Below are 24003 nucleotides of genomic sequence, written 5' to 3' on the forward strand. Positions count from 1 at the left end.
CGACCGACGTCGGCGCCGCACCCGCACCAGCACGAGCCGGCAGGCAGCGCACGGGGAGTCTCTGCGTTCATGCGTTCAAGGCAGTACATCTAGAAGCCCGGTCAAGAGCGTTCTCGCAGCCGGCGCGCGACCGTTCCGTAGCGGCCGGGCGCCCGCCCTCAGACGCAACCTGCCACCGCGCCGCGCTCGCGCTCGTGCGGGTCATCTCGTCGATGCCTGACCGTCGGTGCTTAGCGCTGGACAGGACCACGTGCCGGCGGTGGCACGGGTCGTTCGTAGCGGTCGACGTGGGCCTGGCGTGCCCGATCGGCAGCCTGTTGCTGCTCGTGAGCCTGCCGGTCGGCCTGGGCTGCCTGCGCCCGGGCCGCCAGGGCGCGGATGTCCTCGTAGCCGCTCGCCGGTGCAGTGTCTGGTGCGAGCGTGCGCAGACGATCGCGCAGGTCGTCGAGCTCGGGGGTCGAAGCTCGGTCGCGCACGGCGCGCAGTGCGTCGAGGCGTTCGTCTGTCGGCGTGGTTCCGGGGTGCGCGAGAGTGTCGGCGGCCTCGGATGCCTGCTGCGCGGCGCGGCGGGCTTCCTGGACTGCGGCCTGGCTGCGTTCGGCGAGCGCGGCGCGTTCGGCGGCGACGCCGGCCTCGGGGTTCGGGGTGTCGGTCTGAAGCCGGCTGGCTGCCCGCTCGGCCTCGTCGCGGGCGGCCTTCTGGATGCCGGCGACGTTGTCGGCGGGTACGGGTTCGGTGTCGTCGCGGATGTCCCATCGGTCGCGGTAGGCGACGACGGTGCGCATGTCGGCCTCCCAGGCTGTGCGCTCGGGCCCGGGGTGCTCAGGTCGCGGGTGCAGGTTCTCGGCCCAGGCCGGCGGGTGTTCGGCCACCCGGTCGACCAGCTGGTCGACGCGGCTCGCCATCTCGTCGACCTGTCGTACAGCCCATCGCGCGACTTCAGCGTCGGCGATCTCGTGGCCGCCCGGGTCAGGTGCCGGGCTGACCCACGAAGGCAGCCGCGCGTCGCTCGGGGCGGGGAGTTCGGGGGCGCCGACGCGGTGCCACATGACGCGCGCGACGGACCGAGCGGTGTCGATCTCGCGCTCGGCGAAGCTGGAGCTGAGGAGGTGTTCGAGGTCTTGCCCGGCTCGCTCGTGAGCAGCGAGGACGTCGCGCAGCGTGGGCCAGGCGTTGTCCTCGAGCACGAGCTCGGCGGCGTAGTCGGGCAGCGCCGTGCGGACGACGTCGGCCATCCGGTCGTCGCGGCCGGGGTCGAGCACGCGGGCGAGGGCGTCTTCGTAGGCCGGGTGCGTGGTGGCAAGCGACACGACCCGCTCGGCCTCCGCTGCGGTGGTCGCGGTGGCCGAGGGGGTGTCGTCGGTCGCGCCCATCGCCGATGCCATCGCCTCGCGCACCGCGCGGGGCGGGGCCCCGGGTGGGTGCGGGTCGACGTCGAGGAGGTCGTCGACGACGACGAAGGCCATGTTGGTGTGGGTGCCGCGGGTCATCGCCGGGTAGAGGCCGTCGCGGCCCATGCGTTCGGTGACCAGGGCGTACCCGGCGGTGACGGTCATGCCCTGGGTGCGGTTGACGGTCGAGGCGTAGGCGAGCTCGACGTGCTCTGCGACGTACGCCGCCGGGAGGTCGACCTGCGCGCCGTGGGCGATCGAGCGCGCGCGGAGCGACCCGTCGGGGTTGGTCGCCAGGACGGTCCAGGTGGCGCCGTTGCGTACGTAGTCGGTGCCGGTGCGCATCTTGAGGTCGGTGTCGTTGAGGCGGCTGACGATGTGGTCACCGACGCCGGCGGTGTTGTCGTCGTGCAGGCGGACGCCCTCGGGGGTGACCATGCCTGCGTCGACGAGGTCCTTGCGGGCACGGGCGGCCAGGGCGACGACGTCGGTGTTGGCCTGGGCGATCATGACGGCGTCGCGACCTGCGGTGTGGTCGGCCCACCAGTGCGCGTACATCTCCTCGGTCATCGCTTCGATGCTGCCGCCGCGCAGCCTGTCCTGTGGTGCGTAGAAGTCGTCGATGACGCTCAGGTCGCCGCTGCGCAGGCGGAGGGTGGCCTGTGCCTCGCCAGTGGTCTTGAAGCGGTGGACGTCGACGAGGTGCGCGCCGCCGACCTGCTCGTCGATGAGTCGCAGCGCGCCGCCGGCGCCGACGGCCTGGAGCTGTGCCCAGTCGCCGACGGCGCGCACGCTCGCGCCGTGCATCGCGGCGAGGCGCACCACGGCGTCCAGGTGCGGGGTCGCGGCCATGCCGGCTTCGTCGATCAGGACGATGGTCGAGGGCGTGAGCTCGCCGGCGGGCAGGTCGGCCGGGATGGGTCCGCGCAGCAGCTTGGCGTCGTCGGGGTCCAGGCCCTGACGGGCGAGGAAGGCGTGGATCGAGTAGGCCTCGACGCCGATCTCCTTGCCCAGCAGCGCGGCGGCGTTGGCCGCCGGCGCGAGCGCGATCACGGTGCCGCCGGCGTCTTGAACCGTGCGGGTGAAGGCGCGCATGGCGGTGGTCTTGCCGGCGCCGGCGGGTCCGACCGCGACCTGGAGCAGGCGCCCCCCGGTCGCGAACTGGCGCACCAGCTCGGCCTGCCCGGGGTCCAGTGGCGCGCGTCCGAGGTCGGGCGAGGCCCCTGGGCCCGCCAGGTGCCGGGCGACGACGTCTTCGCCGATGACGAGTCCGCCGGGCCGGCGGGCTGCGGCGAGCAGCCGGTCCTCGGCGTCCAGGATCGGGTTGGCGGTGTACTTGGCGCCGGCGTGCTGGACGTAGACGCTCGTGGTGTCGACGCGCTGGAGCGCCGCGGGTACGGGGTTCGGTTCGGGTGGGGTGAGCCGGATCGAGGCGGCCAGGGTGCGGTCGGTCAGGACCTCGGCCAGTGCCTGCACGGACTCGGGCCCGACGTGGTCGACCCACTGCCGGGCGACGCGCTGGGACTCGGCGAGCACGTGGTTGTACTTCCAGGTCGCCCGGGTCGTCATCAGCTCGGTGAGGACCTGGTCGGCCAGAACGGCGTGCGGGGGCATCGCCTCCAGGGGTGGCGCTGGCCGGTTCTGGGTCGCTGCAAGGGTGCGTTCGACGGCCTCGGGCGACCCGAGGACCGCGATCGCGCGGGGCATCCACTGCGCGCGTCGGGTCTCCTGGGAGACGCCGGTCTCCTTGCCCGCGCGGGTGGTCAAGGTCGCCTGCTGAGCCAGCTTGTGCTGCACCGGGCGGGGTGGTTCGTGCCCGTGGCGGGCGCGGTAGTCGGCGACCAGGTCCTTGTACGTGGCCTCGATGCTCTCGCGCCGGCGGGAGAACTCGGTGTTGAGCTCGACGGGGATCCCGTCGAGCTCGCGCACCGGCCGGCGCCCTGCGCGCCCGGTGGAGCGTTCGACGAACCGCACGCCGAGGCGCGACCTCAGGCCGGTCTCGACGAGCGTGTTGTACCGCTCGGAGGCCGCGACGCCGAGGGCGTGGATGACCCGGCCGTCGAGCGATCGCCACTTGCCGTCCAGGCCGAGGACCTTGTTCGACACCGCGACGTGGGTGTGCAGGTTCGGGTCTCCGCTGCGGGAGTCGAAGTGGTCGAACGCGGTGGCGGAGAACCCGCGGGTGTCGACCTGCGCCACTCCCCCAGCCCCGACCCGGGTGAGCGCGGCCTGGGACTCCAGCCAGGACAGCGCGCCGCGCCAGGCGTCCTCGTGCGCGGCGAGCACCTGCCCGCGCACGTGCTCATCTCCCAGCCCCCACAGCACCGAGACGCTCTTGACCGGGGTGAACACCAGGTCGTACCCGGCGACCGGCTGGCGCTCCGCGCTCCCCCGCGCCGCCAGGTACTTCCCGACCGCCGCCGGCCCCGCGGCCTCACCCTTGGCCGTGAGGAACCGGGCCGCGGCGGAGCGGCGCAGGCCGTCGCGCTCCGCGCCGGGCTCGGCGTCACGGTCGTGCCTGGCGCGGAACTGGGCGTGCTCGTCGCGCAGGACCTTGATGAACCCGTCGTCGTCCTTGCGGTCGGCGAGCATGAACCGCCGGCCGAGCCGGGTCGCGGCCATCGCGTCCTTGACGCTCGCGCCGCCGGCGACCAGCGCGCGCTCGATCGCATCGGCGTCCGGGTGCCGACCCTCGCCGAACAGCGCCTTCATCTGCGCCTCGGTGACCCTTCCGGACACCCCGAGCGAGTCCAGGCCCTCCCCCACCCACCGGCCTGGCGGGTTCCCCGAGGCGGTGTAGTAGGCGCTCAGGTCCTCCCCGCGCTGGCGGGGGACGTCGCCGGTGGCGACCTGCCGGGTGAGGTAGGTGTACCCGTCGCCGGCGTGCAGCACGTGGACGGTCATCACCGCGGCGCACACCTCCACCCGAGCGAGAATCGTTCTCGATAGCGAGCGGAGGCGGCTGAACCTCGCGGCCACTCACTGTAGTGCAAGAGGTGTGTTGAGTCTGGGGTGCTGCGCGTGAGTCGCAGGGGCCGGAGGTCGAGGGAGTGAGGGTTAGGGTTGGTGCTGGCTAGGGGAACTTCGGCGCCTGGGTCGAGCTACGTGCTTCGACCTGGGTCGACTAGGGAGGTTCCTGGGGATGGCTGGAAGTACGAGAGCAAGGATCTCGGCTCGTGAGCGTGCGCGTGCGGCACGAGCGCGGGCCGACGCCGCGCGCGTCGAGCGCGACCGCGCGGTCGAGGAAGCGGCGGCCGCGTTCTTCGCCGCGGGCGACGAGCGAACGAAGCTGCTCGAGCGCATCGCGGGACTGCAGGACGAAGTCGGTGCGGTCGAGCGCCGCATGGGCGCGCAGGTCGCGCGGCTGACCGAAGCCGGCGAGCCGGCAGCGTGGCAGCGGGCGCTGCTCGAGCTCGACGAGCCCGAGCGCAAGCGGCTGCGAGCACTTGCCGACGACGTGCCGGCGCCGGCGCCGGCCCTCGTGCCGGTGCCGGCGCCGGGCGCGTCGGCGACGGGCGCCGCGCCCGAGCTGACGGACGCACTGATTTCGTGAGCGAGGACGCGCTGTTCCCGGCTCCGCGTACGCGCGGAGCCGGGAACAGCGGCGGTGAACGCGCGCGCGACGTGCGTGACGCGGCTCAGGACCCGCGGGTGGTCGACCGGTTCCAGCGCTACGTGCGATCAGGCGGGCCGTCGGACTGCTGGTGGTGGTGTGGCGCGGTCGCCTCGGCCGGGCATGGCCGGTTCTGGATCAGGAGCGGACTGGTCGTGATCGCACACCGCTTCGCGTGGGCGCTCGATCATCCGGGCGATGTGCTGCCCCGGCTTCTCGCGCACGAGTGCGACAACTCGCTCTGCCAGAACCCCGAGCACCTGCACGCGACGGACCAGACGGGCAACCGCCGCGAGTGGGCCGCCCGGCGCCACCAGCTCGGCAGCCCGCTGCGTGACGTACGCGGGTCGCGCGGCCGGGCTGTTGCGGTCAGGGACGCCGTCCGCGCAGGAGACAACGTTGCGGCCGCGATCGCGGCCGGCGTTCGACCAATCGACGCCGGCCAAGGCGTCCTCTGGTCAGAACCCGAGGACGCCCACGGGGGCGCGACAACGATCAGCGGCTCGGATCAGTAGGCCCGCGGGTGACCCGCGCGCCCGCCCGGGACCACGGCCCGGGCGGGCGCGCGTCGCCGGGGTCCGGGGCCGGAGGCCCTGGCCGCGGGCGCCGGCGCCGGCGCCCGCGGCGCACGGGGTTCGCGACGGCCGGGCGACGGCAACGACGGCCACCTGTCCGCGCGTCGACGCCCGGCCGTCGGGGTCCGACCGTCGTCGGCCGCCGCCCGGGGGGTCAGGACTTCAGCCGGCCTTGACGAGGTACGCGGCGACAGCCTCTCGGACCAGCTGCGACATCGGGACGTGCCTGGCGGCCGCCGCTGCGCGGACCTGGGCGTCGAGCTGGGCGCTGGCGCGCACCTTCCAGACCGGCGACGGGCCCTCGGAACCCAGGCGCGGTCGACCCAGGGCGACCCGCACGGCCTCGTCCGGGTCGTTCTGCCCGGTGGCCTGCATGAGCATCTGCCGGCCAGCCTCGGCGGCGCTCGGGCCTCGGCGCGCCGTGCCCGGCTTGCTGGTCATCTCGCCGCGCTGCGCGCGGTCGGCCAGCTCGTCGTACTCGCTCATCGTGCTCACTCTCCCTCGCTCACCAGGTGCCGGTACAGGTCTGACAGCTCCATCACGTGGAAGATGACCATCGTGCGCGGGTGGCGCTGGGCGACGATCACCTCGAGGTAGCGGTCGGACTGCGCGTGCGGGCGGCCGACGTACACCACCGTCGTCTCCCCAGGTCGCCCTTCCAACTCCTCGCTGCCGACGGCGTGGGTGATTGCGTACAGGGCGTCCTCACGCGAGATCGCGTGTCGCGCTGCGCTGTCCGTCCACTCCACCGGCATGACTAAAGAGTACCACGAAAAGGGACCACAGAATCGGGCCGTTGCGAGGCGTCTTCGGTGATGGCGTCTTCCCAGCACTGGCCGCAGCCGATGCCGCCGACCATCTGGCGGGTGCCGCGGTGGGTGCAGGCGGCGCGGACGGCGTCAGCGAGGCGGTGGGTCTTGGTGAACCAGCCGGTGCGCCGGCCGTCCGTGCGGGCGGGGACCGCGCGTGGGGTGCCGGTGGTGACGCCGCGGGCCAGGTCGACGGCGCTGGACAGCGGCAGGCGGCCGTCATCGAGCATGGCCCGGGCCTCCTCGGGCAGGCGCAGCAGGGCCAGGCGGTCGCGGACGGTGCCGGCGGACCGTCCGCTCTTGCGGGCGATGTCGACGAACGGCACGCCGGCGTCGCGGAGCTTGGCGAACGCGGCCGCTTCCTCGAGCGGGGTGAGCGGGTCGTGCAGGGCGGCGATCAGCATGAGGAAGGTGTGGTCGATCCCGGTTCGGGTGCGCCGGGCGATGACGGGGATGACCTGGAGCCCGACGCGGCGGGCGGCCTCGTAGCGGCGGTGGCCGTCGATGATGCGGAACCGGCCGTCGGCTCTCGGGGTGACGGTGATCGGGTGCAGGATCCCGACCTCGCGCACGGCCGCGACCAACTCGTCCATGCCCCGCAGCTGGCTCCGGATGTTCTCGGGGTTCGGCACGATCCGATCGATGGGCAGGGTGGTGGTCATGCCAGCACCTCCAGCTGGGCAGCGAGGTCGGCGTCGCGGAGCCGGCCGAGGGTGTGCAGCAGGCGCGCGGTGCTGCCCTCCTGGTGCGCGTCGGGGGCGATGATGGCGGGCAGCGCGGTGAGCACGGCGGGCGCGTGGGCGAGCAGGCCCGGGTCGGGCCGCCCTTCGGCGCGGGCGTAGAGGCCGTCTCTCACCTCGCGTGCGGGGCCGGCCGGCTGCGGTCCTCGCCGCCCGTTCAGGGCCCAGGACTGGCGAGCGGCGCGCCGTGCGTCGACCTGGGCTGCTCGGGTCTCGATCCAGTCCCAGATGCTCGCTGCGCGGGCCGGCCCGCGGGCGGGGGCGTCGGGGCGGTGGGCGTCGTGGTCGTGGATCAGCGCGGCGAGCGCGGGCCGCAGCGCGGCGCCGCCGAGCGCCCACCGCGGGTCGCGGGCGCGGATGGTCTCGGCCTCGGCGCGGGACCACAGCGCCCGGTAGGCGAGCTCGTCGACGACTTGGGCCTCGGTCGGGTCGGCGGGGTTCACGGCGCGACGCTCACGTGCGAGTGGTCGGCGAGGGCGGTGATCTGGTCCGGGCGGTACCCGGACCAGTGCTGGCCGTCGGCGACGACGACGGGCGCCTGCAGGTGCCCCAGGCCCATGACGTAGTCGCGGGCGTCGGCGTCGGTGGTGATGTCGACGATCTCGTACTGCAGGCTGGCCTTGTCCAGGGCGCGGTAGGTCGCGTCGCACTGCACGCAGTCGGGCTTGCTGTAGACGGTGATGTTCACGGTGGTCCTCCTGTCGGGTGGGCGGCTGACAGGGCGAGCGGGTGGAGTCAGCGACGGGTGAGGCGCCGCACGATGCGGGCCAGCCCGCCGCGGGGCGCGGGGCTGGGGGCCGGTGCGGGCGCCGGGCAGCCGGCGTCGCACCACTGGGCGATGAGCTCGTGCTTGTCGGCGCGTGCGTCCTCGACGGTGTCGGCGGCCATGTAGCGCTGCTGCCAGGCGTTGTACGCGGGGAGGTCCACGCTCCTGAGCCAGACCTGGGCGAGCGCGCTGGCCCGGTGGAGGCCGATCTGGACTGCCGGGGTGGGGTGCTGGTCGCCGTGCTCGGGATCGGCGACGACGCTGGCGGCGATGACGCTGACGGGGCCGGCTGCGCCGTTGACGTGGGTGCGCAGGTAGGTGAGGACGTCGGCGCGGATGTCGGCGGCCGTCTCACTGCCGTAGGCCTCGGCCCAGGCGGCGGTGTCGATCTCGACGGTGAGGTTCAGGGTGGTGCGCAGGGTGTTCCTCCTGGTCAGAGCCGGTTGGTTCCGGCGCCGGTGGCCTCGGTGCGGCTGGCCATCGCTTCGATAGCCGGAGGCCCATGTCGCAGAGCCGTGGGGGTCAAGGGCCAGACCGACCGACGCAGCCACCGCAGGTGCGGAGCACCTTCCGGGACCGGCTACGGGAGGTGATCGGCCCTTGACGCCCACGGCGGCGCGACAACGATCAGCGGCTCGGATCGATGGGCCCGCAGGTGACCCGCACCCCGCCCGGGACCACAGCACCGGGTTCGCGACGCGTCGCCGGGGTCCGGGGCCGGAGGCCCTGGCGGTGGGCCGCGCCGCCCGCGGCGGCCGCGGTGCACCACGCGCTCGAGGTGAGCGCCACCGGGGTGAGGCCGTGCACAGGTCGCGCGATCCGAACCGCCGGCCGACTGCTCGGGGTGACGGCGCGGCCTGTGTGCGGGCGCCTGCTGGGTCCCGTCGTCCACCTGTGTGCGCCGCGAGCCGCGCAGCGATGGAGCTCGCGGCGTGCCCGGGTGGGCGAGGGGTGCACCGGGCCAGCTGGCTACGGGCTGATCGTCGCCGGGGTCCGGGGCCGGAGGCCCTGGCCGTGGGCGCCGGCGCCCGCGGCGCACGGGGTCCGCGACGGCCGGGCGACGGCAGCGACGGCCACCTGTCCTCGCGTCGGCGCCCGGCCGGCGGTCCTCGCCGGCTCGATGCCGGCGAGGGCCGCGCACCGCCCGGGGGGTGGGGGCCGCGGTGCCCGGCTGCGGTGTGCGGCCGGGCACCGTGGTTGGTCAGGCGGCGGCGTCGAGGTTGGCGGGGGTGGTAATGGCGTCGGCGATGGCGTGCGCGGCGCGCAGCACGTTGGCGGCGGTCGAGCGGATGAGGTCGGTGTCGGCGTCTGACCATCCGGCGACGTACCCGATGGTGTAGGCGCTGGTGTCGAGGCCGAGCAGGCCGGCGACGACGTAGGCGACGGACTCGGCCTCGGTCTCGTAGGTGCCTCGGTGCTGCTGGTACTCCCCGGGCTCCAGGTCGCCGTGCAGGTACGCGTGGGCTGCCTCGTGCAGCGCGGTCTTGGCGGCCTGTGCGGGCTCGACGTCGGTGGCGATGACCACGCGCCGGGTCTTGAAGTCGGTGAACCCGCCCAGGCCCGGGGGCAGCGCCTCGCGCTCGACGCGCCAGCCGCCGGCGGTCAGGTAGTCGCTCACGGCGGTGAGGACTCCGAGGTGGTCGGCGCCGGTGAGGGTTTTCGTCAGGTCGGCGGGGTCGGCGGCGTCGGGGTCGGTCGGGTCGGTCTGGGCGATGTCGAACACGGACAGCACGGGGTACCAGACGCGGCGGCGCTGGCCGTTCTCGTCGGTCTCGGTGCGCTCGTCGTCGGGGGCGTCGGTGCCGTCGGTGATCTTCGCGGTGGCGTATCCGAAGATGCGGATGGCCTTCTCGCCCTTACGGACCTGGCGGCCGCGGGCTTGCCACTGGCGGAACCCGGCGACGCGGGTCGCGTCGGGTCGCTGGGACCAGATGAGCAGCAGGTTGTTCAGTGAGTAGGCGTGGAACCCGCGGGACAGGTCGAGGAACGCGCGCCACTGGTCGGTTCCGCGCAGGGTCTCGACCTGCTCGGCGATGCTGTTGTGCAGGGCGGTGGCCTGCTCGCGGCGCTGCTCGGGGGTGGTGCGGGTGGTGATCTTGCGGGCCATGACGGGTTCCTCCTCGCGTCGGGGTTGGTGGGCCGGTGAGCGCTGGGCGTGCCCGGCCTCACCGGCGTGCGCGAGGTGCCGCGCCGTCCGCGTCGGGGCCCCGCGCGGGGACGGGTGGGGGTGAGGGATCGCATGCCGGCGCGCAGCGTCGGTGTGGGATCGCTCAGGCCCGCACGGCATCGGGTGGGGTGCGGGCGGGGTGGTACCGGCCCTGGTGAGCCGCGATGGCCAGGCACGACGGGACCGACCGGCGCGCTCGGAGGGGTGCTGCGCGCCGTAGGCGCGTCGGGCATCAGCTGGTGCCGTCTGCCGGCGCCGGCTGAGTATCTTGGGCGCGCGGGCACCTACGGCACGCCGGATAGGTGGTCACCTGGGTGTACGCAACAGACGGATGAGTCGCTACGGTGCGGTCCGGCGGCGTCCCGGACCCGATCGCGGGCGCCGTCCTCGCTGGTCGGAGCCGTGGAGGGTCGGCGCCGGCCAGCGAGCAGGACCCGGGTGTGAGGTTCTCGCCCTTGCCACACTCAACGACCTGTCGGGACCGTCGGGCATGGCTCGCAACGACGCGAAGACGCAGACGATCGAGGTCCTGACGACGAACGGCGTGCTGTTCTGCCCCGGAGGACGAACGCCGCTCGACCCGGAGGACGCCGCCCGGGTGTACGAGCTCCTGGTCGATGCCGAGGGAGTGCTCGCGGCCCCGCCGGGCGCCGGCGGGCCGGCGACCGTCGACGGGTCGTGGATCCGCGATCGGGACCGCGGGGAGGACACCCGGGCCCTGACCCTGGTCGTCCTGACGTCGCACCCGGTGCTGCAGTGCGGGCAGCCGCTGGCGGTCGACGAGGCGCTGTGCGCCTACGAGCTGCTGGTGACCGAGCACGGGGTGCTGGTGCCGGGCCGAGGCACGTTCCTGCCGGAGCAGTGGGTGCAAGCCCGGGCCTGCCGGTGACCGCGCCCGCAGCAATGGCCGCGGTCATCAAGCGGATCGTGTGGGCCAGGGACGCGGGCGTCGCTCGTGTGCCAGGCCGTCCGGTGACGACGAAGGCTCGTTCACCGAGCCGGTGAACGAGCCTTCGTCGTACTCGCGTGGGCGCCGAGGAGACTCTGGTCTCAGAAGGCGCGGTGCGTCATCGCAGGCTGACGGCGATGACGTCGGTGACCCTGTCGAAGAGGTTGGTGCTGTTCGGGCCGACCTCGGGGCTCACGATCCCGTTGGCGAACCTGACCTTGGCGGTCCAGCTGCCGGACGTGTACTTGGTGCGAGCCGGCCAGTTGCCCCGCATCGTTCCGGCGCCGGTGAAGCCGTAGTTGGCGTTGGGCACCCCGGTGCCGAACAGGCACATGTTGCCGGTCTTGCACACGTTCGAGGAGGTCGTCAGCGGCGACACCAGGGACTGACCGGTCTCGACCGAGATGATCTCGCCGTTCGAAGGGTTGCTCGTGACGGTCTTCGACTCGTCGGACAGGATGAACGCCTCGAGGTCAGCGGACGTCTCGACACCCGGGACGCTCACCTCGATGCCGTCGATGACGGTCGCGTCGGTGTCGTCGTCGGCGATCGCGGCCTGGCCGGAGATGGCCAGGACTCCTGCGCACGTGGCCACGGCGATGAGGGAACGGAAAGAGCGCATGCGGAAAAGCCCCCTGGAAAATTGCATTCTGGGCGCCAATCGGCGCCCAGACGGAACCTAGCAGGTCAGAGCGCTGCGTCGGGGGACTTTCGATCAGTGGATCTCGAACCGCGAGTAGAGTTGCTGGCGCCCAAATGCGAGGTGCCGGATCGGGCTCGAGCGCGTTCCTGCTGAAGCGGCCCCCAGGTCCGCGGCCGCGGTGAACAGCGTGCGGTGACCGGCTGCGGGCTGATCGTCGCCGGGGTCCGGGGCCGGAGGCCCTGGCGGTCGGTGCCGGCGCTCGATGCGCCCGGCGCCGGCCACACCCGCCCGATGGCTGTGGGCGCGCGGGGGCTCACCAGGATGGGGTGGTGAGTGGTCCTCTCCTCGCTACGGTGTGGCGGGCGGTGGTCCTGCCCCTGCGATCCGCCGCCCGCGCCCGGCCGGAGCCATTCGGACTGGTTCCGGCCGGGCGTCCTGCGGCTGGGGGTCAGGCTGCCGGTGCGGCCGCCTCGGCGGGCTCGGGGTCGGGGTCGGTGGCGGGGGTGCGGCCGCACGCGACCTGCTCGATGTCGGACAACTGGTATCCCCAGGTCTCCAGCGTGGTCAGGTAGTCGGCGGCGCCGCTGTCGCCGGAGGCGTTGCGCCAGGAGTGCACGCCGGTGCACTCCTCGATGGCGGCCAGGACGACCACGAGGGTGATGACGTGCGAGCGGGGGGTGTTGGCCTTGCTCAGCAGGTTGGCGATGTACTGGCGGCCGCCGTACTCGCCGGTGTGCCCGAGCAGGCTGGCGGCGACCTGGAAGCCCCGGTCGGCGGCGTAGGAGAGCCGGGAGGCCTGGTTCACGATGGCGTCGGCGACCAACTCGGCGGCGCCCTTCGGCGGGGTCTTGCGGCGGGCGATGGTGGCCGCCAGCCAGTCGCGCCGCACCTTCTCGGCCGAGCGCCAGGCCGCGTTGTTCTCGCGGACCTGGCGGCGCTCGGCCCGCTCGGCCTCGGACACGGGGGTCCGCTCGGCCTTGGCGGCGGGGTCGGTCCACCGCAGGTGCCCGGCGGCCTTGTAGTCGGTGCAGATGTAGACGGCCTCGGCGGTGGCGGTGGCGTCGTCGTAGTGGACGTAGGCGGCGTGGTGGGGGCAGGTGGCGTGCTGCTCGGGGGTCAGGGGCTCGGTGTGGCCCTTGGCGCGCAGGGCGGTGACCTCGCGGCGGGGGGTGACCTCGTAGTACCCGGGCTTGGGGGTGATGGTGACGCCGTCGGCGGTGAGGCGGGCGCGCTCGGTGTCGAGCGCCTGGGTGCGGGCGCGCTCGTCGCGGATGCGCTGGGCGGCGTGGGCGAGGGAGCCGCCGCGCTCGGCGGCCCACCGCAGGGTCCGGGTGGCGTCCTCGTCGCCGTCGAACTCCGCGAACAGCGCGGCGGACACCAGGTCGAGCGCGTACCCCTCGGCGGCCTCGGCGGCGGTGGTGGACTTGGCGACGGTGAGCCCGGCGGTGACCTCGGCCTTGGTGCGGCGGGTGCGCTTGGCGATCTGGGAGGCGGACAGCCCGAGCAGGGCCAACTGCTCGTAGGCGGCGGCGGTGTCGGGCTGGGTCATCGCGGCGCGGTCGTGGTTCTCGGCCAACTGGCCGATGATCCGCTCGACGTCGCCGCCGTCGGGCACGACGTAGACGGGGATGGCCGGGACCTGCTCCTGGGTGGCGGTGATGGTGCGGCGCTGGCCCTCGCGGACCTTGATGCCCTCGGGAGCGCGGACCGCGGTGACGGGGACGCGGACGCCGAGGTCGCGGATCGACTGGCGGAACTCGGGGGTGATGGCCGCGTCGGTGCGGATGTTGGCGTCCACGATGAGGTCGGCCGGGTTCATGTACAGGAACTCGACGCCGTCAGGCAGTGCGGCGGGTGCGGGCTGGGTGGTGCTGGTGGTGGTCATGGTGACCCTCTCCTCGGTGTGATCCGGTACCGGTTGGTCCGGCCGGTGAGTGCCCGTGTCTTTCGGGCCTCACCGGCAGGCGCGAGGTATCAGGCCGAGGAGCGGGAGGGGCCCCGCGCGAGGCCGGAGCGCTGTGACGTCGCGCATGCCGGCGCGCAGCGACGGGGTGGGCTACGTCATGGCGCGCAGGCATCGGGTGGGGAGCGACGGCCTGATACCGGCCGAGGTGGGCCGCGATGGCCTGGTGGTGGGAGGCCGGCTCGGGCGCCGATGGGGTGCAGCGCGCCGTAGGCGCGACCGGTACCAGCTGGTGCCCCTGGGGCGCCGGCTGGCGGTGGTGCACCTCGAGCGCCCCGGACCCGGGGTGGGGCGAGCAGCTAGGAGCGCGGAGCGCGAGTCGCTGCGAGGGATACGGCAGGCGGCAGGCGCGACGTCGCGTCGATGTTCTCGCAGGTCACGGCGTCGGGGAGCCGGGCGCTCCGGGATCTTGTCCGCCATCTTGTCCGCGAGAAGTTCTCGCAGCGCGTCCGGAAGATCTTGCGCTCGTGGTGACGACGGAACTTCCCGCACTCGTCATGTCAGCGAGTCCCGCTGTGGCTCACGGGCTCTGTGCCCGTTAGCCACCACGGTGTTAACATCCTGATAGCAGTGTGGCGACGCCCCGCCACGGACGAGGTCCATGACGGGACGTCACCACGGTGTTGTGAACTCAGGCTACGAGTTCACGGATGAGGCGAATAACTTCCACGACGACCGGCATGAGTTGCTTCACGAAGGGTGCAACCTTCGCGGCTCGGCCGGTCGTTCGCTGTTCAGAAGCTTCGGTCCTCTGACAGTGCTGACACGGTTCGTCTGCCACTGCCACCACCTCCCATCTCCCCGCAGCTGCGAGGCATGAGGCGACCCCTCCCACCGGGTCCTGGAACAGTCAGCTACGTGATGTGAGGTGGCAGGCACGAGTGTAGGGCGTGGCGTTGACACACCCGCGGCTCGGTCCCCGGGACGGGTCGCGTTCAACGCGCCGACCCCGGTTCCCACGCGAATGCCTGACGATTCCGCGCTTGCCCACCTCGTGCTGCCCCGGCTGCAGATGCCGTCGATCGATGGCGCGGTGAAACTGGCCGTGACGTCGAACTAGGAGGTCTCCAATGAGCCAGGGCAACGGCGTGCACACGGTGCACAGCGACGGTGCGTGGATCAACGAGGTCGCCGGCCGCCAGGTGGGCGACCGGCACGACACGAAGGACGCCGCGGTGGCGGCGGGCCGCGAGGAGGCGATCGCGCGCGGCGCCGAGCACCACATCCACGGGCTGGATGGCCAGGTGCACGAGAAGAACTCCTACGGCCGCGACCCCCGGAACATCCCCGGCTGACCGCGGTCGCGACCGGGCCTGCTCGCGGGTCGGGACGCGCAGGAGCCCCGGGTCGCCGAGGCGCCCCGGGGCTCCTGCCCTGCTCCTGTGCGCGCCGCCGGCGCGCGCCGTCAGCTCCTGGTGATGGACACCAGGGTGATCGGGCTGGTGAACGTGGTCGTCACGTTCACGTTCTGGTAGACGCCGACCGTGGCGCTGCGCCACCAGGTCGTCACCTTGTTGCCGGCGCTGACCTTGGTGACCCCGGAGATCGAGGACTTGAACGTGAGCTGACCGGTCCCGTAGAACCCGATCGTCTTGTTGACGATGCACGCGTCACCGCTCGCGCACCCGGGGCCGCGCTGAGTGATCGCCCGCGTGACGATCGTGGGCTCCTCGACGAACGCCGAGACGTACTCGCCGGCCTCGACGTCGTACAGGGCCTGGACCTGCTGCCCGGAGTTCAGGATCGCGTCGACCTCGTCCTCGCTCTGGACCGCGGCGAGCGCGTCGAGCTCGGCCCGCAGGGCGGTGTCGTCGTTGACGACACCGTCACCGGGCTCGCCCTGCGTCAGCGGCACATCGGGCGACGGCGCGCCGGCGGCGATCGCCGGGGCCGTGCCGAGCAGGACCAGGCCCACCGCCAGTGCCGTCGTGGTGACTTCCTTCAACATGCGCTAGATCCCATCGTTGTACTTTCGCCCCTTGCGGCCAACGTAGCCGCAGGTGAAGGCCGATGTGGGCGCTTTCGCAGAGGAGTGTCCAGAGCAGCGAACGCCGTCCTATCCGGGGGGTCGAAGCTGGATGGTCACGTGCTCCGGTCGCAGGCTCCACCTCCGCGACGGGGACGTCCGGGCGGGCACCCGGCAACGACCGGATTTCGGGACCGGCCAAGATGTCTAGCAGGCGTCTCCGGCCCGGGGGTGGCGTTGACGCACCAGCTGCGGACCGCTGGTCGCAGCCGGGGAGCAGACGGTCCCGGCAGGCTGCAACTCGCCCGGGCGCTCGCCGAGGAGGGCCGACGGCCTCCCGCTTGCCAGCCACGGCCCGAGGTGTGCTAGGGCGTTCTGCGCGGGCGTCCGGGTGGCCCGCAGCCCTTCCCGGCTGGGGAGCGGTGATGAAGGTTCGCTGAAGAGTGCGATGGCGAGCACCAGCGCTTGAGACGCTCCGTCTAGCGTCGCTCGGAACCGGGCGCCGTCCGGGGCCGCGCGGACGCCGAGTCCTGCCACCGCCCGGCTTGTCGATGTTGCGCGGCAGGAGCGGGGGGACCCAGTCTCCACGGGCACTCAACCGCCCTCGGCGGCAAAGCGAGTCCCGGGTCGGTCGAAGAGCTTCGTTCGAACCGACAACGCACCTCGCAGGCGACTGGAGCCCACATGCCTGCTCATCTGCGCGTCAGCTCGCGCCATCGCACTCCCGGCCCCGCCCGGACGCCGTTGACCGACGCCAGCGCGAATGCGCGGGCGACCGGAGCGCTCGCCGGCCGTCGGGTCGGCACGCTTGTCGCAACTTCGGGGCTAGCGGTCTCGCTCACAGCGGTTCCGGCGTCCGCACAACCGGCTGAGAGCAGCGCCGGCATTCTCGATCTCAACGCCCTGGCCGGGGCCCGGGCGTTGGCCTCCGCCGCCCCGAGTGCAGTCGCGCCCGTCACCGCGACCTGGTCGTTCGACGTCCCTGGCGCGACCGCGGTGCTGCCACCGCCTCCCCCGCCGGTGGTCGAGGAAGCGGCTGCTCGACCCGATCAGGCGGCAGCCCGCTCCTCGCGACGAACCGAGCCCACCGAACCGCAGGAGCTGACCGCGATCGGCGCACCAGTGCCCCAGTCCGCGAACGGCAGCGCCGTCGTCGCGGTCGCCTCGGGTCTGGTCGGTGTGCCCTATGTGTACGGCGGCACGACCCCGAGCGGGTTCGACTGCTCCGGCTTTACCTCGTACGTGTACGCGCAGGTCGGCATCAAGATCCCGCGCACGTCGACGGCCCAACGAGACGCAGGCACGGTCGTCCCGCGCGACCAGGCGCAGCCGGGCGACCTGATCTGGTCGCCCGGGCACATCGCGATCTACGCCGGTGACAACCTGCAGGTCGACGCGCCCGTACCCGGCAAGACGGTCCAGATCCGGAAGATCTGGCAGTCCGACCCGTTGTTCATCCGGATCGGCTGATCGGCGTGCCGATCGGAGACCTCAGCACCCTGCTCGTGTGGGGCGCGGTGACTGCGTACGCGATCGCGCTGGTCGCGTACTCGACCGCTCTGGCCCGCGTCGCGGATGCCTCGGCCCGAACGCAGCGCCGCCCGGTCGCCGTCGGTGCCGGCGCGGCCGAAATCACGACCGCAGAATCGACCATCGCCGCGCCCGGCCGCGCGGCGGGGATCGCGCGATCGACCGCCACGCTGGCGACGGCGCTGCTGCTGTGCGGTGTGGTCCTGCGTGGAGTGGCGGCCGGGCGGTGGCCGACCGCCAACATGTACGAGTTCACGATCGTCGGGATCTTGGTCGCGGCGGTGGTCTTTCTTGCCGTACGGCGCACCCGCATGTTGCCGTTCGTCGGGGTGCTTGTGACCGGGATCGCCGTGCTGTCCCTCGTGGTCGCGCTGAACTCGTTCTACCTGCGGGCGGACGCGGTGCAGCCGGCGCTGCAGAGCTACTGGCTGGTCATCCACGTCAGCATCGCCATCGCAGCAACGGGGATCTTCACCGTCGCTTTCGCGACCTCGGTGCTGCAGGTCCTGCAGGATTCCCGCGAGTCCGGGCGGTCCCGGCTGGATCGCCCGTGGCGCGTGGGCGACGAGCTGCGCCGTTCGCTGCGTCGGTGGCGGATCACCGGTCCGTCATGGTTGTGGCTGCGGACGGTCCCCAGCGCGGTGCGCCTCGAGGCGCTGTCGTTCCGGTTGAATGCGATCGCGTTCGTGCTGTGGACGCTGACGCTGATCGGTGGGGCGATCTGGGCTGAGCAGGCGTGGGGCCGGTACTGGGGCTGGGATCCCAAGGAGGTCGCCACGTTCGTCGCGTGGGTGGTGTACGCGGCGTACCTGCACGCGCGCACCACTCGTGGCTGGCAGGGCCGGCGTGCCGCGTACCTGGTCTACGTGGGGTACGCCGTCGTGATCGCGAACTTCACCGTCGTGAACCTGTTCGTCAACGGCAAGCACTCGTACTCGGGCATCTGACGACCGCCCCGGACCGTGAGGACCACAAGGTGCGTAACGAGGCCGGCCAGCCGGGTGGCGACCGGGTCGCGATCATCTGGATCGTCGCGGCTCTGGTCGTCGGCGGCAGCCTGACGGTCGCCGGTGTCGTGGCGAGGAGCGCCGCCCCGATGATCGCGGGGGTCGCGCTGCTCTTCATCTGCTCGACGGCAACTCGGTTCTGGTACTTCCGCCGCCGCGGATGAGCCGACCTGCAGACAGTGCGGCGACGGCCGCGCTACCTCCCACGGGTGTGGCGCACGATCCGGCGCCGCATCGGTGTCCTGGTCTCAGCCCGGCTGGTCGGGTGAGGTCGTCTGACGTCGATCGAGGCGAGGCGTGGGGGCCTGGGGCTCAGCGAATCGAGTCGATCCCAAGGACACCTTCATCGAGTTTCCGTCGCTGGAAGACGAGGACCGCGTTCCCCTGGTACCGGGGAAGAACGAGCCGGCTCAACGAGTAGTCGTGGACGAACTGGAACCCGGTCTGTCGCCGGTAGTCGAACCAGTTCCCGCTGCCGGTCTCGCGAGAGCTGCCGACGACGATGTAGGTCTCGACGCTTGGCGTGCGGAACACTTCACGCTCGAACACGTTGCCGACCGGGGGCCACGAGCACACCACGACCTGGGGTTTGCGGGCACGTAGGGCTGAGACGGCATCCTGGCGTGCGACGTGGTCGGGGTAGTCAATCGACCGCGACCAGCTCTGGTTGTCCGTGGCGACGACGTCGACGCCCCGCTCCTTCAGCAACCGCGTGAGCGTGCCGTCGCCGGCGGCGATCTCCAGGGTCTCGCGCGGCCCGATCAGCTTTGCGAGCTGACGCACGAGCGCCGCGGAGTAGAAGCAGTAGATTCCCCGCGGGCGGACCAGGGGCATGACGTAGCGGCGCTGGCGCGCGAGCGGCCACAGCACCGCGTACGCGAGCATCGAGACAGGTCTGCGCTCCAGGCCGCGCCGGAAGAACAGCCGCTGCAGTACCCGGCCGCTGAACGCGTCGAACGCGATCTGGGACTTGTCGGCCCCGGCTTCAGCCTCGAACGCGGCCCGCTGGATCGCGTGCGCGAGCATCTGACGGCGCACCTCGTGGGCGACCAGGTCCTTCGCCCGCGGCTGCCGGTCCGGCGATCCGGCTCGCGGAGCACTGACTTCGACAACCAGAGCGCGAAGCGCGTCCTCGCCAGCATCCGCTGCACGAACCAGGCGGATCTGCACCTGCTCCCACTCGTGCGGGAAGGTCCGCCGCAGTTCCTCCAAAGTGGGCTCGGTAGCAAGCCACCCAACGACGTCAGACCGGCGGTCGCCGTCTCTACTCATGAGGCCTCCATGCCGGGATCGTCGGGGGTCTCCGACAGCATCGCCGCTGCTCTCGCGGCAACAGGGCGAGAACAGCTCCGTCGTCGATGAAGGTCCGCTGAAGGTTCACCTCAGGAACACCGAGACGATCACCGTTCTGCGGTCCATCCCCAGCCCGGAGGGGGCCTCGCGGGCCTCGCGGCTCACCAGGGCCGGTACCACCCCGCCCCCGACAGGGAATCGATCGCGCGTCCGGTGAGGCGGGCGTGGTTCATGCCTCCGCGCGGCCGGGCGGTGGCTGTCACACCACGGGCTGGAAGATCGCGATCAGCCCCTGCAGGCTCTGCGCCCACCTGCCCCACAGGCCGGTGACCAGGGCGAGCCCGATAAGCACGAGCATGCCGCCGCCGACCACGGAGATCATCCGCCGGCGCCGGCGGACGACCTCGAGCAGCCGCGAGCTGCGCTGCAGCCCGAGCGCGAGCAGCACGAACGGCAACCCGAGACCCAAGGCGTATGCAGACGACAGCAAGGCGCCGCGGGCCGGGGAGCCACCCTCCAGGGAGAGGGCCATCACTGCGGCAAGCGTGGGGCCGATGCACGGCGTCCAACCGAGCCCGAACGTGACCCCGAGCAGCGGCGCGCCCCACAGGGTCGCGGGCGGGCGGCGGTGGACCCGCGCCTCGCGCTGGAGGAACGGCACCCCGCCGAGGAACGCGATGCCCATCACGATCACCACGACGCCGAGCGCGCGCGTGATGGGGTCCTGCCAGCGAAGCAGCGTCCCGCCCAGGGATCCGGCCAGCGTGCCGAGAGTGACGAACACGAGCGCGAACCCGAGGACGAAAAGCGTCACCCCGAGCGCGAGACGTCCCCGGCGCGGCGCCGGTGCGGAGCCCGAGAGCGGGGTGCCGACTGGTTGCATGGTCTGCGCGGTGAGCCCGCTGAGGTACCCCAGGTAGCCGGGAACCAGAGGCAGGACGCACGGTGAGGCGAAGGACACCGCACCCGCGACGAGTGACACGAGCACCGCGAGGAGCAGGGGGCCGGAGAAGGCGGCGGTGGCGAACGTCGATCCGACGTCGGCGGCCAGGAGCACCGCTTCGGTGGGTCTCATGCGGCGGCGACCCGCGCCACCCCGGCGCGGCCCAGCTGCGCGTCCCCGGTCGCGGGGCCTCGCGGCGCGCGGGCGGCGCGGACGCCGTTGTGGATCACGACCACCTCGGCGACCTCGTGGACGAGCACGACGCCCGAGGGCGATGGGTCCCGGTCACGGCAGCAGGGTGGACCAGTAGAACCAGAACCGTTGCAGCGCGAGCAGCGCGATCGTCAGGTACCACGCGGTGAGGATCGTCGAGCGGTAGTCGACGGCCACCGCGAGGGCCGCTCGGGCAGGCCGGGTCAGCGAGAGCTGCCAGCGCTGCAGGTTGCGCAGCGTCACCGACAGGAACAACGGGATCATCACCGCCCACACCACCAGGCAGTACGGACAGAGCGCGCCGATGCGGTAGAGGCTCTGGAACGCGAGCCAGTGCACGAACACCACCCCGAAGGTGACCCCGGCCTGCAGCGCGAGCCAGTACCACTCGCCGAACCGAGCGCCACTGAGCATGCCCGCGGCTGCGGTGAGGACCACTGTGAAGCCCACGATGCCGATCAGCGGGTTGGGGAAGCCGAACACCGACGCCTGCTCCGAGGTCATCACCGAGGTGCAGGACAGGATCGGGTTGAGCGTGCAGCTCGGGACGTGAGTGGGGTCCTCCAGGACCGCGAACCGCTCGAGGAGCAGGGCGAACGCCGCAGCGAGCCCAACCGCGGCGAGGGCCGCCAGGGCGACGGCGCGGCGCCGCTCGGCTGTCCGGGGCTCGAACAGGACCGTATCGGGGGTGGCGGCGACGGCGGTCACGCGCCGCCCGACTCGTCGAGCGCGCGGTCCAGGGCGTCGGTCAGGTCCGAGACGCTGCTGAGCTCCAGGCGCTGCCCGTCGAGGAAGAACGTCGGCGTGCCCTGCACCCCGAGCGCCTGCCCGTCGTCGAGGTCCTGCTGCACGCGCTCCTGGGTCGCCGGGTCCGCGACCGCGTCGTCGTACGCGGCCAGATCCAGGCCCAGGTCCTCGGCGAACGAACGGAACAGGTCGGCCTGTGAGGTCTGCTGCTCGCCCCACTCAGCCTGGGTCTGGAACATCCGGTGGTACATGTCCTCGACCTGGCCCTGCTGCGCCGCCGCCTCCACCGCCAGCGCGGCGTTCATCGCGTTGGCGTGACTCTCGATCGGGAAGTAGCGGATGACGTAGTTGATCTGACCCGCGTACTGCTCGCGGATCTGCTCCACCACGGGGTAGAAGGCGCCGCAGGCCTCGCACTCGAAGTCCATGAACTCGACGAGCGTCGGCGCGCCCGGGCCGGCGTCGTCGAGGACGTAGGAGTCCGCGCGGGTCGCGGGCAGCGCCCCGGCCTCCTGCCGAGGCGCCGGCCCCCGGGGGCCGGTGGCGAGGGCATAGATCAGCAGGCCGGTGATCGCCACGACGACCAGCGCGCCGGCAATCAGGGCGCTGCGCACGCGCGGACTCAGCGGCCGCGGGGGGTTCGCGGCGGCAGCGTCGGTCTTCATGGCGTCTCTCCTGCGGGTCGTCAGGCGCGGCCGCGCGGCAGAGCACGGCTTTGCGGTGGTGAGGAAGAGGGTGGAGCGCTGCCCTCCGGTCGCACGGTAGGCGACCCCAGGCGGCACATCGGCCCTCGGAGGTTGAGATTCGATGAAGGCTCGACCTGAGGTGTGGCACGCGTCGCACACAACGCTCTACCATCGCTGTGTGACGATGACATCCCCAATGGTCGATAATGAGAACGACGCCCGCTCCGCTGATGACGCCGTGCTCACGGCCCCGACCGCCGCGCTGTTCCGGGCCCTCGGCGAGCCGGCCCGGCTGACGATGCTGCGCCACCTGTTCACCGGGGAGCACTCGGTGCGCGAGCTGACCGAGCACCTCGGCCTCGCGCAGTCCACGGTGAGCGTGCATCTGGCCTGCCTGCGGGACTGCGGGCTGGTCACCGTGCGGCAGCGCGGCCGGTCCTCGATCTACGCGATCGCCGACCCGGGCCGCCTGGCGACGCTCGTCGGCGCGGCGGAGGACCTGCTGCGCGGCGGGTCGAGCCCGGACGCGTGCGCGCACCTCGCGGGGGACCAGCGGTGAGCCACGGGCACGACCACTCGCCCGTGGGCGGTGGCGACCACAGGCGCCGGCTCGCGATCGCGTTCGGCCTGACCTCGACGGTCCTGGTCGCACAGGCCGTGGGCGCCCTGATCACCGGTAGCCTCGCACTGCTGGTCGACACCGCGCACATGCTCACCGACGCCGCCGGCCTGGCGATGGCGCTCGTCGCCGCGCACCTCTCCCTCAAGCCGGCGACGTCCCGGCGGACCTGGGGCTACCGGCGGGCCGAGGTGCTGGGCGCGCTGGCGCAGTCCGCGGTGCTGCTGGCCGTCGGCGGGTACGTGCTTGTCGAGGGGATCCGGCGGCTGTTCTCCCCGCCTGAGGTGCCGTCGACCGAGCTCATCGTGTTCGGCATCATCGGCCTGGTCGCGAACGTGGCGGCCATCGCGGTCTTGGCCAGCGGGCGCAAGGCGAACTTCAACCTGCGCGCCGCGTTCCTGGAGGTGCTCAACGACGCGCTCGGCTCGGTCGGCGTCATCGTCGCGGCGGTCGTCATCGCGACCACCGGCTGGCAGCAGGCCGACGCCATCGCTGGCCTCCTCATCGGCGCGCTCATCGTCCCGCGCGCCATCAAGCTGCTCCGCGAGACCAGCGCCGTGCTGCTCGAGTCCACTCCTGCCGGGCTCGACCTCGACGCGGTGCGCGACCACCTGCTGGGCGTCGAGCACGTGCGCGCGGTGCACGACCTGCACGCGACCCTGGTCGCCACCGGCCTGCCGGTCATCACGGCGCACGTCACGGTCGACGACGAGTGCTTCTCCGACGGGCACACCGCCCGCATCCTTGACCAGCTCCAGGACTGCCTGACCTCGCACTTCCCGATCTCGGTCGAGCACTCCACGTTCCAGATCGAACCCGCGTCGCACCGCACGCACGAGCACCTCGGGCACGCATGAGCCGCCGCGTCGGTACGGCGATGCCGCCCGTGGCGTTCGCCGCGGTCGCGGGCGCTGTGCAGCTGGCGGTCTCCCGGGGGAGGCGGCCCACCCCCGGCTCGCTCGCGGCCGCCGCGCTTCCTGCCGCCACCGCGGCGTGGCTGCTCGGCGACGCGCTCGTCCGATTCCGTCGCGCCCGCACGACCGTCGACCCCCTCGCCCCGGCGGGGGCAAGCACGCTCGTGACCACCGGGGCCAATCGGGTCAGCCGCAACCCGATGTACCTGGGGATGGCCGCGGCACTGCTCGCGCACGCGGTGGCCCTGCGGTCGCCCGCCGCGCTCGCCCCGGTGGCCGGGTTCGTCGCCGTGCTCACGGCCGGGCAGATCACTGCGGAGGAAGACGCGCTTGACGAGCGGTTCGGGGAGTCCTACGCGCGGTACTGCGCCGAGGTCCCCCGATGGGCCGACCTGCGCTCAGTGCGGGTGGTCGCCGCTACCGGTTCCATGAAGATCCGATGAAGGCCGCGCCCGGCCCCATCCAGGGT

The 24003-nt window shown here is 72.6% G+C and carries 26 protein-coding genes; 10 read left to right on the forward strand and 16 right to left on the reverse strand.

What is annotated here, in order from left to right; all coding sequences use genetic code 11:
• Positions 1–230: 230 nt before the first annotated feature.
• Entirely contained in the window at positions 231–4295 is a 4065-nt protein-coding gene (mobF, locus tag MHY85_RS01490; protein WP_218708664.1) for a MobF family relaxase, read from the reverse strand.
• A gap of 238 nt (positions 4296–4533) precedes the next feature.
• Between mobF and MHY85_RS01495 the strand changes: the two genes are divergently transcribed.
• Positions 4534–4944 (forward strand): hypothetical protein, encoded by a 411-nt coding sequence (locus MHY85_RS01495; RefSeq protein ID WP_218708665.1) that lies wholly within the window; start codon positions 4534–4536, stop codon positions 4942–4944.
• Entirely contained in the window at positions 4941–5519 is a 579-nt protein-coding gene (locus tag MHY85_RS01500) for a hypothetical protein (protein ID WP_218708667.1), read from the forward strand. Before MHY85_RS01495 ends, MHY85_RS01500 begins: the two co-directional genes overlap by 4 nt.
• A 222-nt stretch (positions 5520–5741) precedes the next feature.
• Here the strand turns inward: MHY85_RS01500 and MHY85_RS01505 are convergent, their stop codons facing one another.
• The 7 genes from MHY85_RS01505 to MHY85_RS01535 all read right to left on the reverse strand — a co-directional run bounded on the left by MHY85_RS01505 (position 5742) and on the right by MHY85_RS01535 (position 10001).
• Complete coding sequence (locus tag MHY85_RS01505; RefSeq protein WP_218706721.1) at positions 5742–6065, reverse strand: ribbon-helix-helix protein, CopG family; 324 nt, start codon at positions 6063–6065, stop codon at positions 5742–5744.
• Positions 6066–6070: 5 nt separating this feature from the next.
• Complete coding sequence (locus MHY85_RS01510; RefSeq protein ID WP_218706722.1) at positions 6071–6334, reverse strand: hypothetical protein; 264 nt, start codon at positions 6332–6334, stop codon at positions 6071–6073.
• A gap of 2 nt (positions 6335–6336) precedes the next feature.
• Positions 6337–7050, reverse strand: coding sequence for a ParB/RepB/Spo0J family partition protein (locus tag MHY85_RS01515; protein WP_218706723.1), 714 nt, complete (start codon positions 7048–7050; stop codon positions 6337–6339).
• Entirely contained in the window at positions 7047–7571 is a 525-nt protein-coding gene (locus MHY85_RS01520) for a hypothetical protein (RefSeq protein ID WP_218706724.1), read from the reverse strand. The genes MHY85_RS01515 and MHY85_RS01520 overlap by 4 nt, the downstream gene beginning before the upstream one ends.
• Entirely contained in the window at positions 7568–7816 is a 249-nt protein-coding gene (gene nrdH, locus MHY85_RS01525) for a glutaredoxin-like protein NrdH (RefSeq protein WP_218706725.1), read from the reverse strand. Before nrdH ends, MHY85_RS01520 begins: the two co-directional genes overlap by 4 nt.
• A gap of 47 nt (positions 7817–7863) precedes the next feature.
• Positions 7864–8445, reverse strand: coding sequence for a hypothetical protein (locus MHY85_RS01530; protein WP_218706726.1), 582 nt, complete (start codon positions 8443–8445; stop codon positions 7864–7866).
• A gap of 650 nt (positions 8446–9095) precedes the next feature.
• A complete protein-coding gene (locus MHY85_RS01535) occupies positions 9096–10001 on the reverse strand; it encodes an ArdC family protein (protein WP_218706727.1) in 906 nt (301 codons plus the stop codon).
• A 550-nt stretch (positions 10002–10551) separates the two neighbouring features.
• Here MHY85_RS01535 and MHY85_RS01540 point away from each other — a divergent pair.
• A complete protein-coding gene (locus MHY85_RS01540) occupies positions 10552–10950 on the forward strand; it encodes a hypothetical protein (RefSeq protein WP_218706728.1) in 399 nt (132 codons plus the stop codon).
• Positions 10951–11128: 178 nt separating this feature from the next.
• Here the strand turns inward: MHY85_RS01540 and MHY85_RS01545 are convergent, their stop codons facing one another.
• Both MHY85_RS01545 and MHY85_RS01550 read right to left on the reverse strand, forming a co-directional pair.
• Positions 11129–11632: a hypothetical protein gene (locus tag MHY85_RS01545; RefSeq protein ID WP_239192345.1), complete on the reverse strand. Its 504-nt coding sequence runs from the start codon at positions 11630–11632 to the stop codon at positions 11129–11131.
• Between the two features lie 469 nt (positions 11633–12101).
• On the reverse strand, positions 12102–13538 hold the full coding sequence (locus MHY85_RS01550) for a ParB N-terminal domain-containing protein (protein WP_218706730.1): 1437 nt from the start codon (positions 13536–13538) through the stop codon (positions 12102–12104).
• Positions 13539–14686: 1148 nt separating this feature from the next.
• Here MHY85_RS01550 and MHY85_RS01555 point away from each other — a divergent pair.
• Positions 14687–14911, forward strand: a complete 225-nt coding sequence (locus MHY85_RS01555) for a DUF2188 domain-containing protein (RefSeq protein WP_218706731.1) — start codon at positions 14687–14689, stop codon at positions 14909–14911.
• 110 nt (positions 14912–15021) lie between these two features.
• On the opposite strand, the gene MHY85_RS01560 is transcribed toward MHY85_RS01555, so the two are convergent.
• Positions 15022–15564 (reverse strand): hypothetical protein, encoded by a 543-nt coding sequence (locus MHY85_RS01560; protein ID WP_218706732.1) that lies wholly within the window; start codon positions 15562–15564, stop codon positions 15022–15024.
• A 702-nt stretch (positions 15565–16266) separates the two neighbouring features.
• Here MHY85_RS01560 and MHY85_RS01565 point away from each other — a divergent pair.
• Genes MHY85_RS01565 through MHY85_RS01575 form a run of 3 tightly spaced genes read left to right on the forward strand, consistent with a single transcriptional unit; the run spans position 16267 to position 18283 of the window.
• Positions 16267–17052, forward strand: coding sequence for a C40 family peptidase (locus MHY85_RS01565; RefSeq protein ID WP_239192347.1), 786 nt, complete (start codon positions 16267–16269; stop codon positions 17050–17052).
• Positions 17053–17057: 5 nt separating this feature from the next.
• Positions 17058–18059 carry a c-type cytochrome biogenesis protein CcsB gene (gene ccsB, locus MHY85_RS01570; RefSeq protein WP_218706734.1) on the forward strand — a complete coding sequence of 334 codons (1002 nt, stop codon included), beginning with the start codon at positions 17058–17060 and terminating at the stop codon, positions 18057–18059.
• Between the two features lie 29 nt (positions 18060–18088).
• Positions 18089–18283, forward strand: coding sequence for a hypothetical protein (locus tag MHY85_RS01575; protein ID WP_218706735.1), 195 nt, complete (start codon positions 18089–18091; stop codon positions 18281–18283).
• Positions 18284–18431: 148 nt separating this feature from the next.
• Here MHY85_RS01575 and MHY85_RS01580 read toward each other — a convergent pair whose 3' ends face one another.
• From MHY85_RS01580 to MHY85_RS01595, 5 genes are all read right to left on the reverse strand, one after another.
• On the reverse strand, positions 18432–19289 hold the full coding sequence (locus MHY85_RS01580) for a class I SAM-dependent methyltransferase (RefSeq protein ID WP_218706736.1): 858 nt from the start codon (positions 19287–19289) through the stop codon (positions 18432–18434).
• A 382-nt stretch (positions 19290–19671) separates the two neighbouring features.
• Positions 19672–20487: a cytochrome c biogenesis CcdA family protein gene (locus MHY85_RS01585; protein ID WP_218706737.1), complete on the reverse strand. Its 816-nt coding sequence runs from the start codon at positions 20485–20487 to the stop codon at positions 19672–19674.
• Entirely contained in the window at positions 20484–20615 is a 132-nt protein-coding gene (locus MHY85_RS21215) for a hypothetical protein (RefSeq protein ID WP_255589584.1), read from the reverse strand. The genes MHY85_RS01585 and MHY85_RS21215 overlap by 4 nt, the downstream gene beginning before the upstream one ends.
• Positions 20616–20640: 25 nt before the next feature.
• Positions 20641–21276: a vitamin K epoxide reductase family protein gene (locus MHY85_RS01590; protein WP_239192350.1), complete on the reverse strand. Its 636-nt coding sequence runs from the start codon at positions 21274–21276 to the stop codon at positions 20641–20643.
• Positions 21273–21980, reverse strand: a complete 708-nt coding sequence (locus MHY85_RS01595; protein ID WP_218706739.1) for a thioredoxin domain-containing protein — start codon at positions 21978–21980, stop codon at positions 21273–21275. Before MHY85_RS01595 ends, MHY85_RS01590 begins: the two co-directional genes overlap by 4 nt.
• A gap of 205 nt (positions 21981–22185) precedes the next feature.
• On the opposite strand from MHY85_RS01595, the gene MHY85_RS01600 reads away from it, so the two are divergent.
• Genes MHY85_RS01600 through MHY85_RS01610 form a run of 3 tightly spaced genes read left to right on the forward strand, consistent with a single transcriptional unit; the run spans position 22186 to position 23977 of the window.
• The gene (locus tag MHY85_RS01600; protein WP_218706793.1) at positions 22186–22560 is read left to right on the forward strand and encodes a metalloregulator ArsR/SmtB family transcription factor; all 375 of its coding nucleotides are present in this window, start codon (positions 22186–22188) and stop codon (positions 22558–22560) included.
• Positions 22557–23477 carry a cation diffusion facilitator family transporter gene (locus MHY85_RS01605; protein ID WP_239192352.1) on the forward strand — a complete coding sequence of 307 codons (921 nt, stop codon included), beginning with the start codon at positions 22557–22559 and terminating at the stop codon, positions 23475–23477. Before MHY85_RS01600 ends, MHY85_RS01605 begins: the two co-directional genes overlap by 4 nt.
• Positions 23474–23977 carry an isoprenylcysteine carboxylmethyltransferase family protein gene (locus tag MHY85_RS01610; RefSeq protein WP_210417389.1) on the forward strand — a complete coding sequence of 168 codons (504 nt, stop codon included), beginning with the start codon at positions 23474–23476 and terminating at the stop codon, positions 23975–23977. The genes MHY85_RS01605 and MHY85_RS01610 overlap by 4 nt, the downstream gene beginning before the upstream one ends.
• Positions 23978–24003 lie beyond the last annotated feature (26 nt).

The organism is Cellulomonas sp. ACRRI (assembly GCF_022346185.1).
Taxonomy (GTDB): domain Bacteria; phylum Actinomycetota; class Actinomycetes; order Actinomycetales; family Cellulomonadaceae; genus Cellulomonas.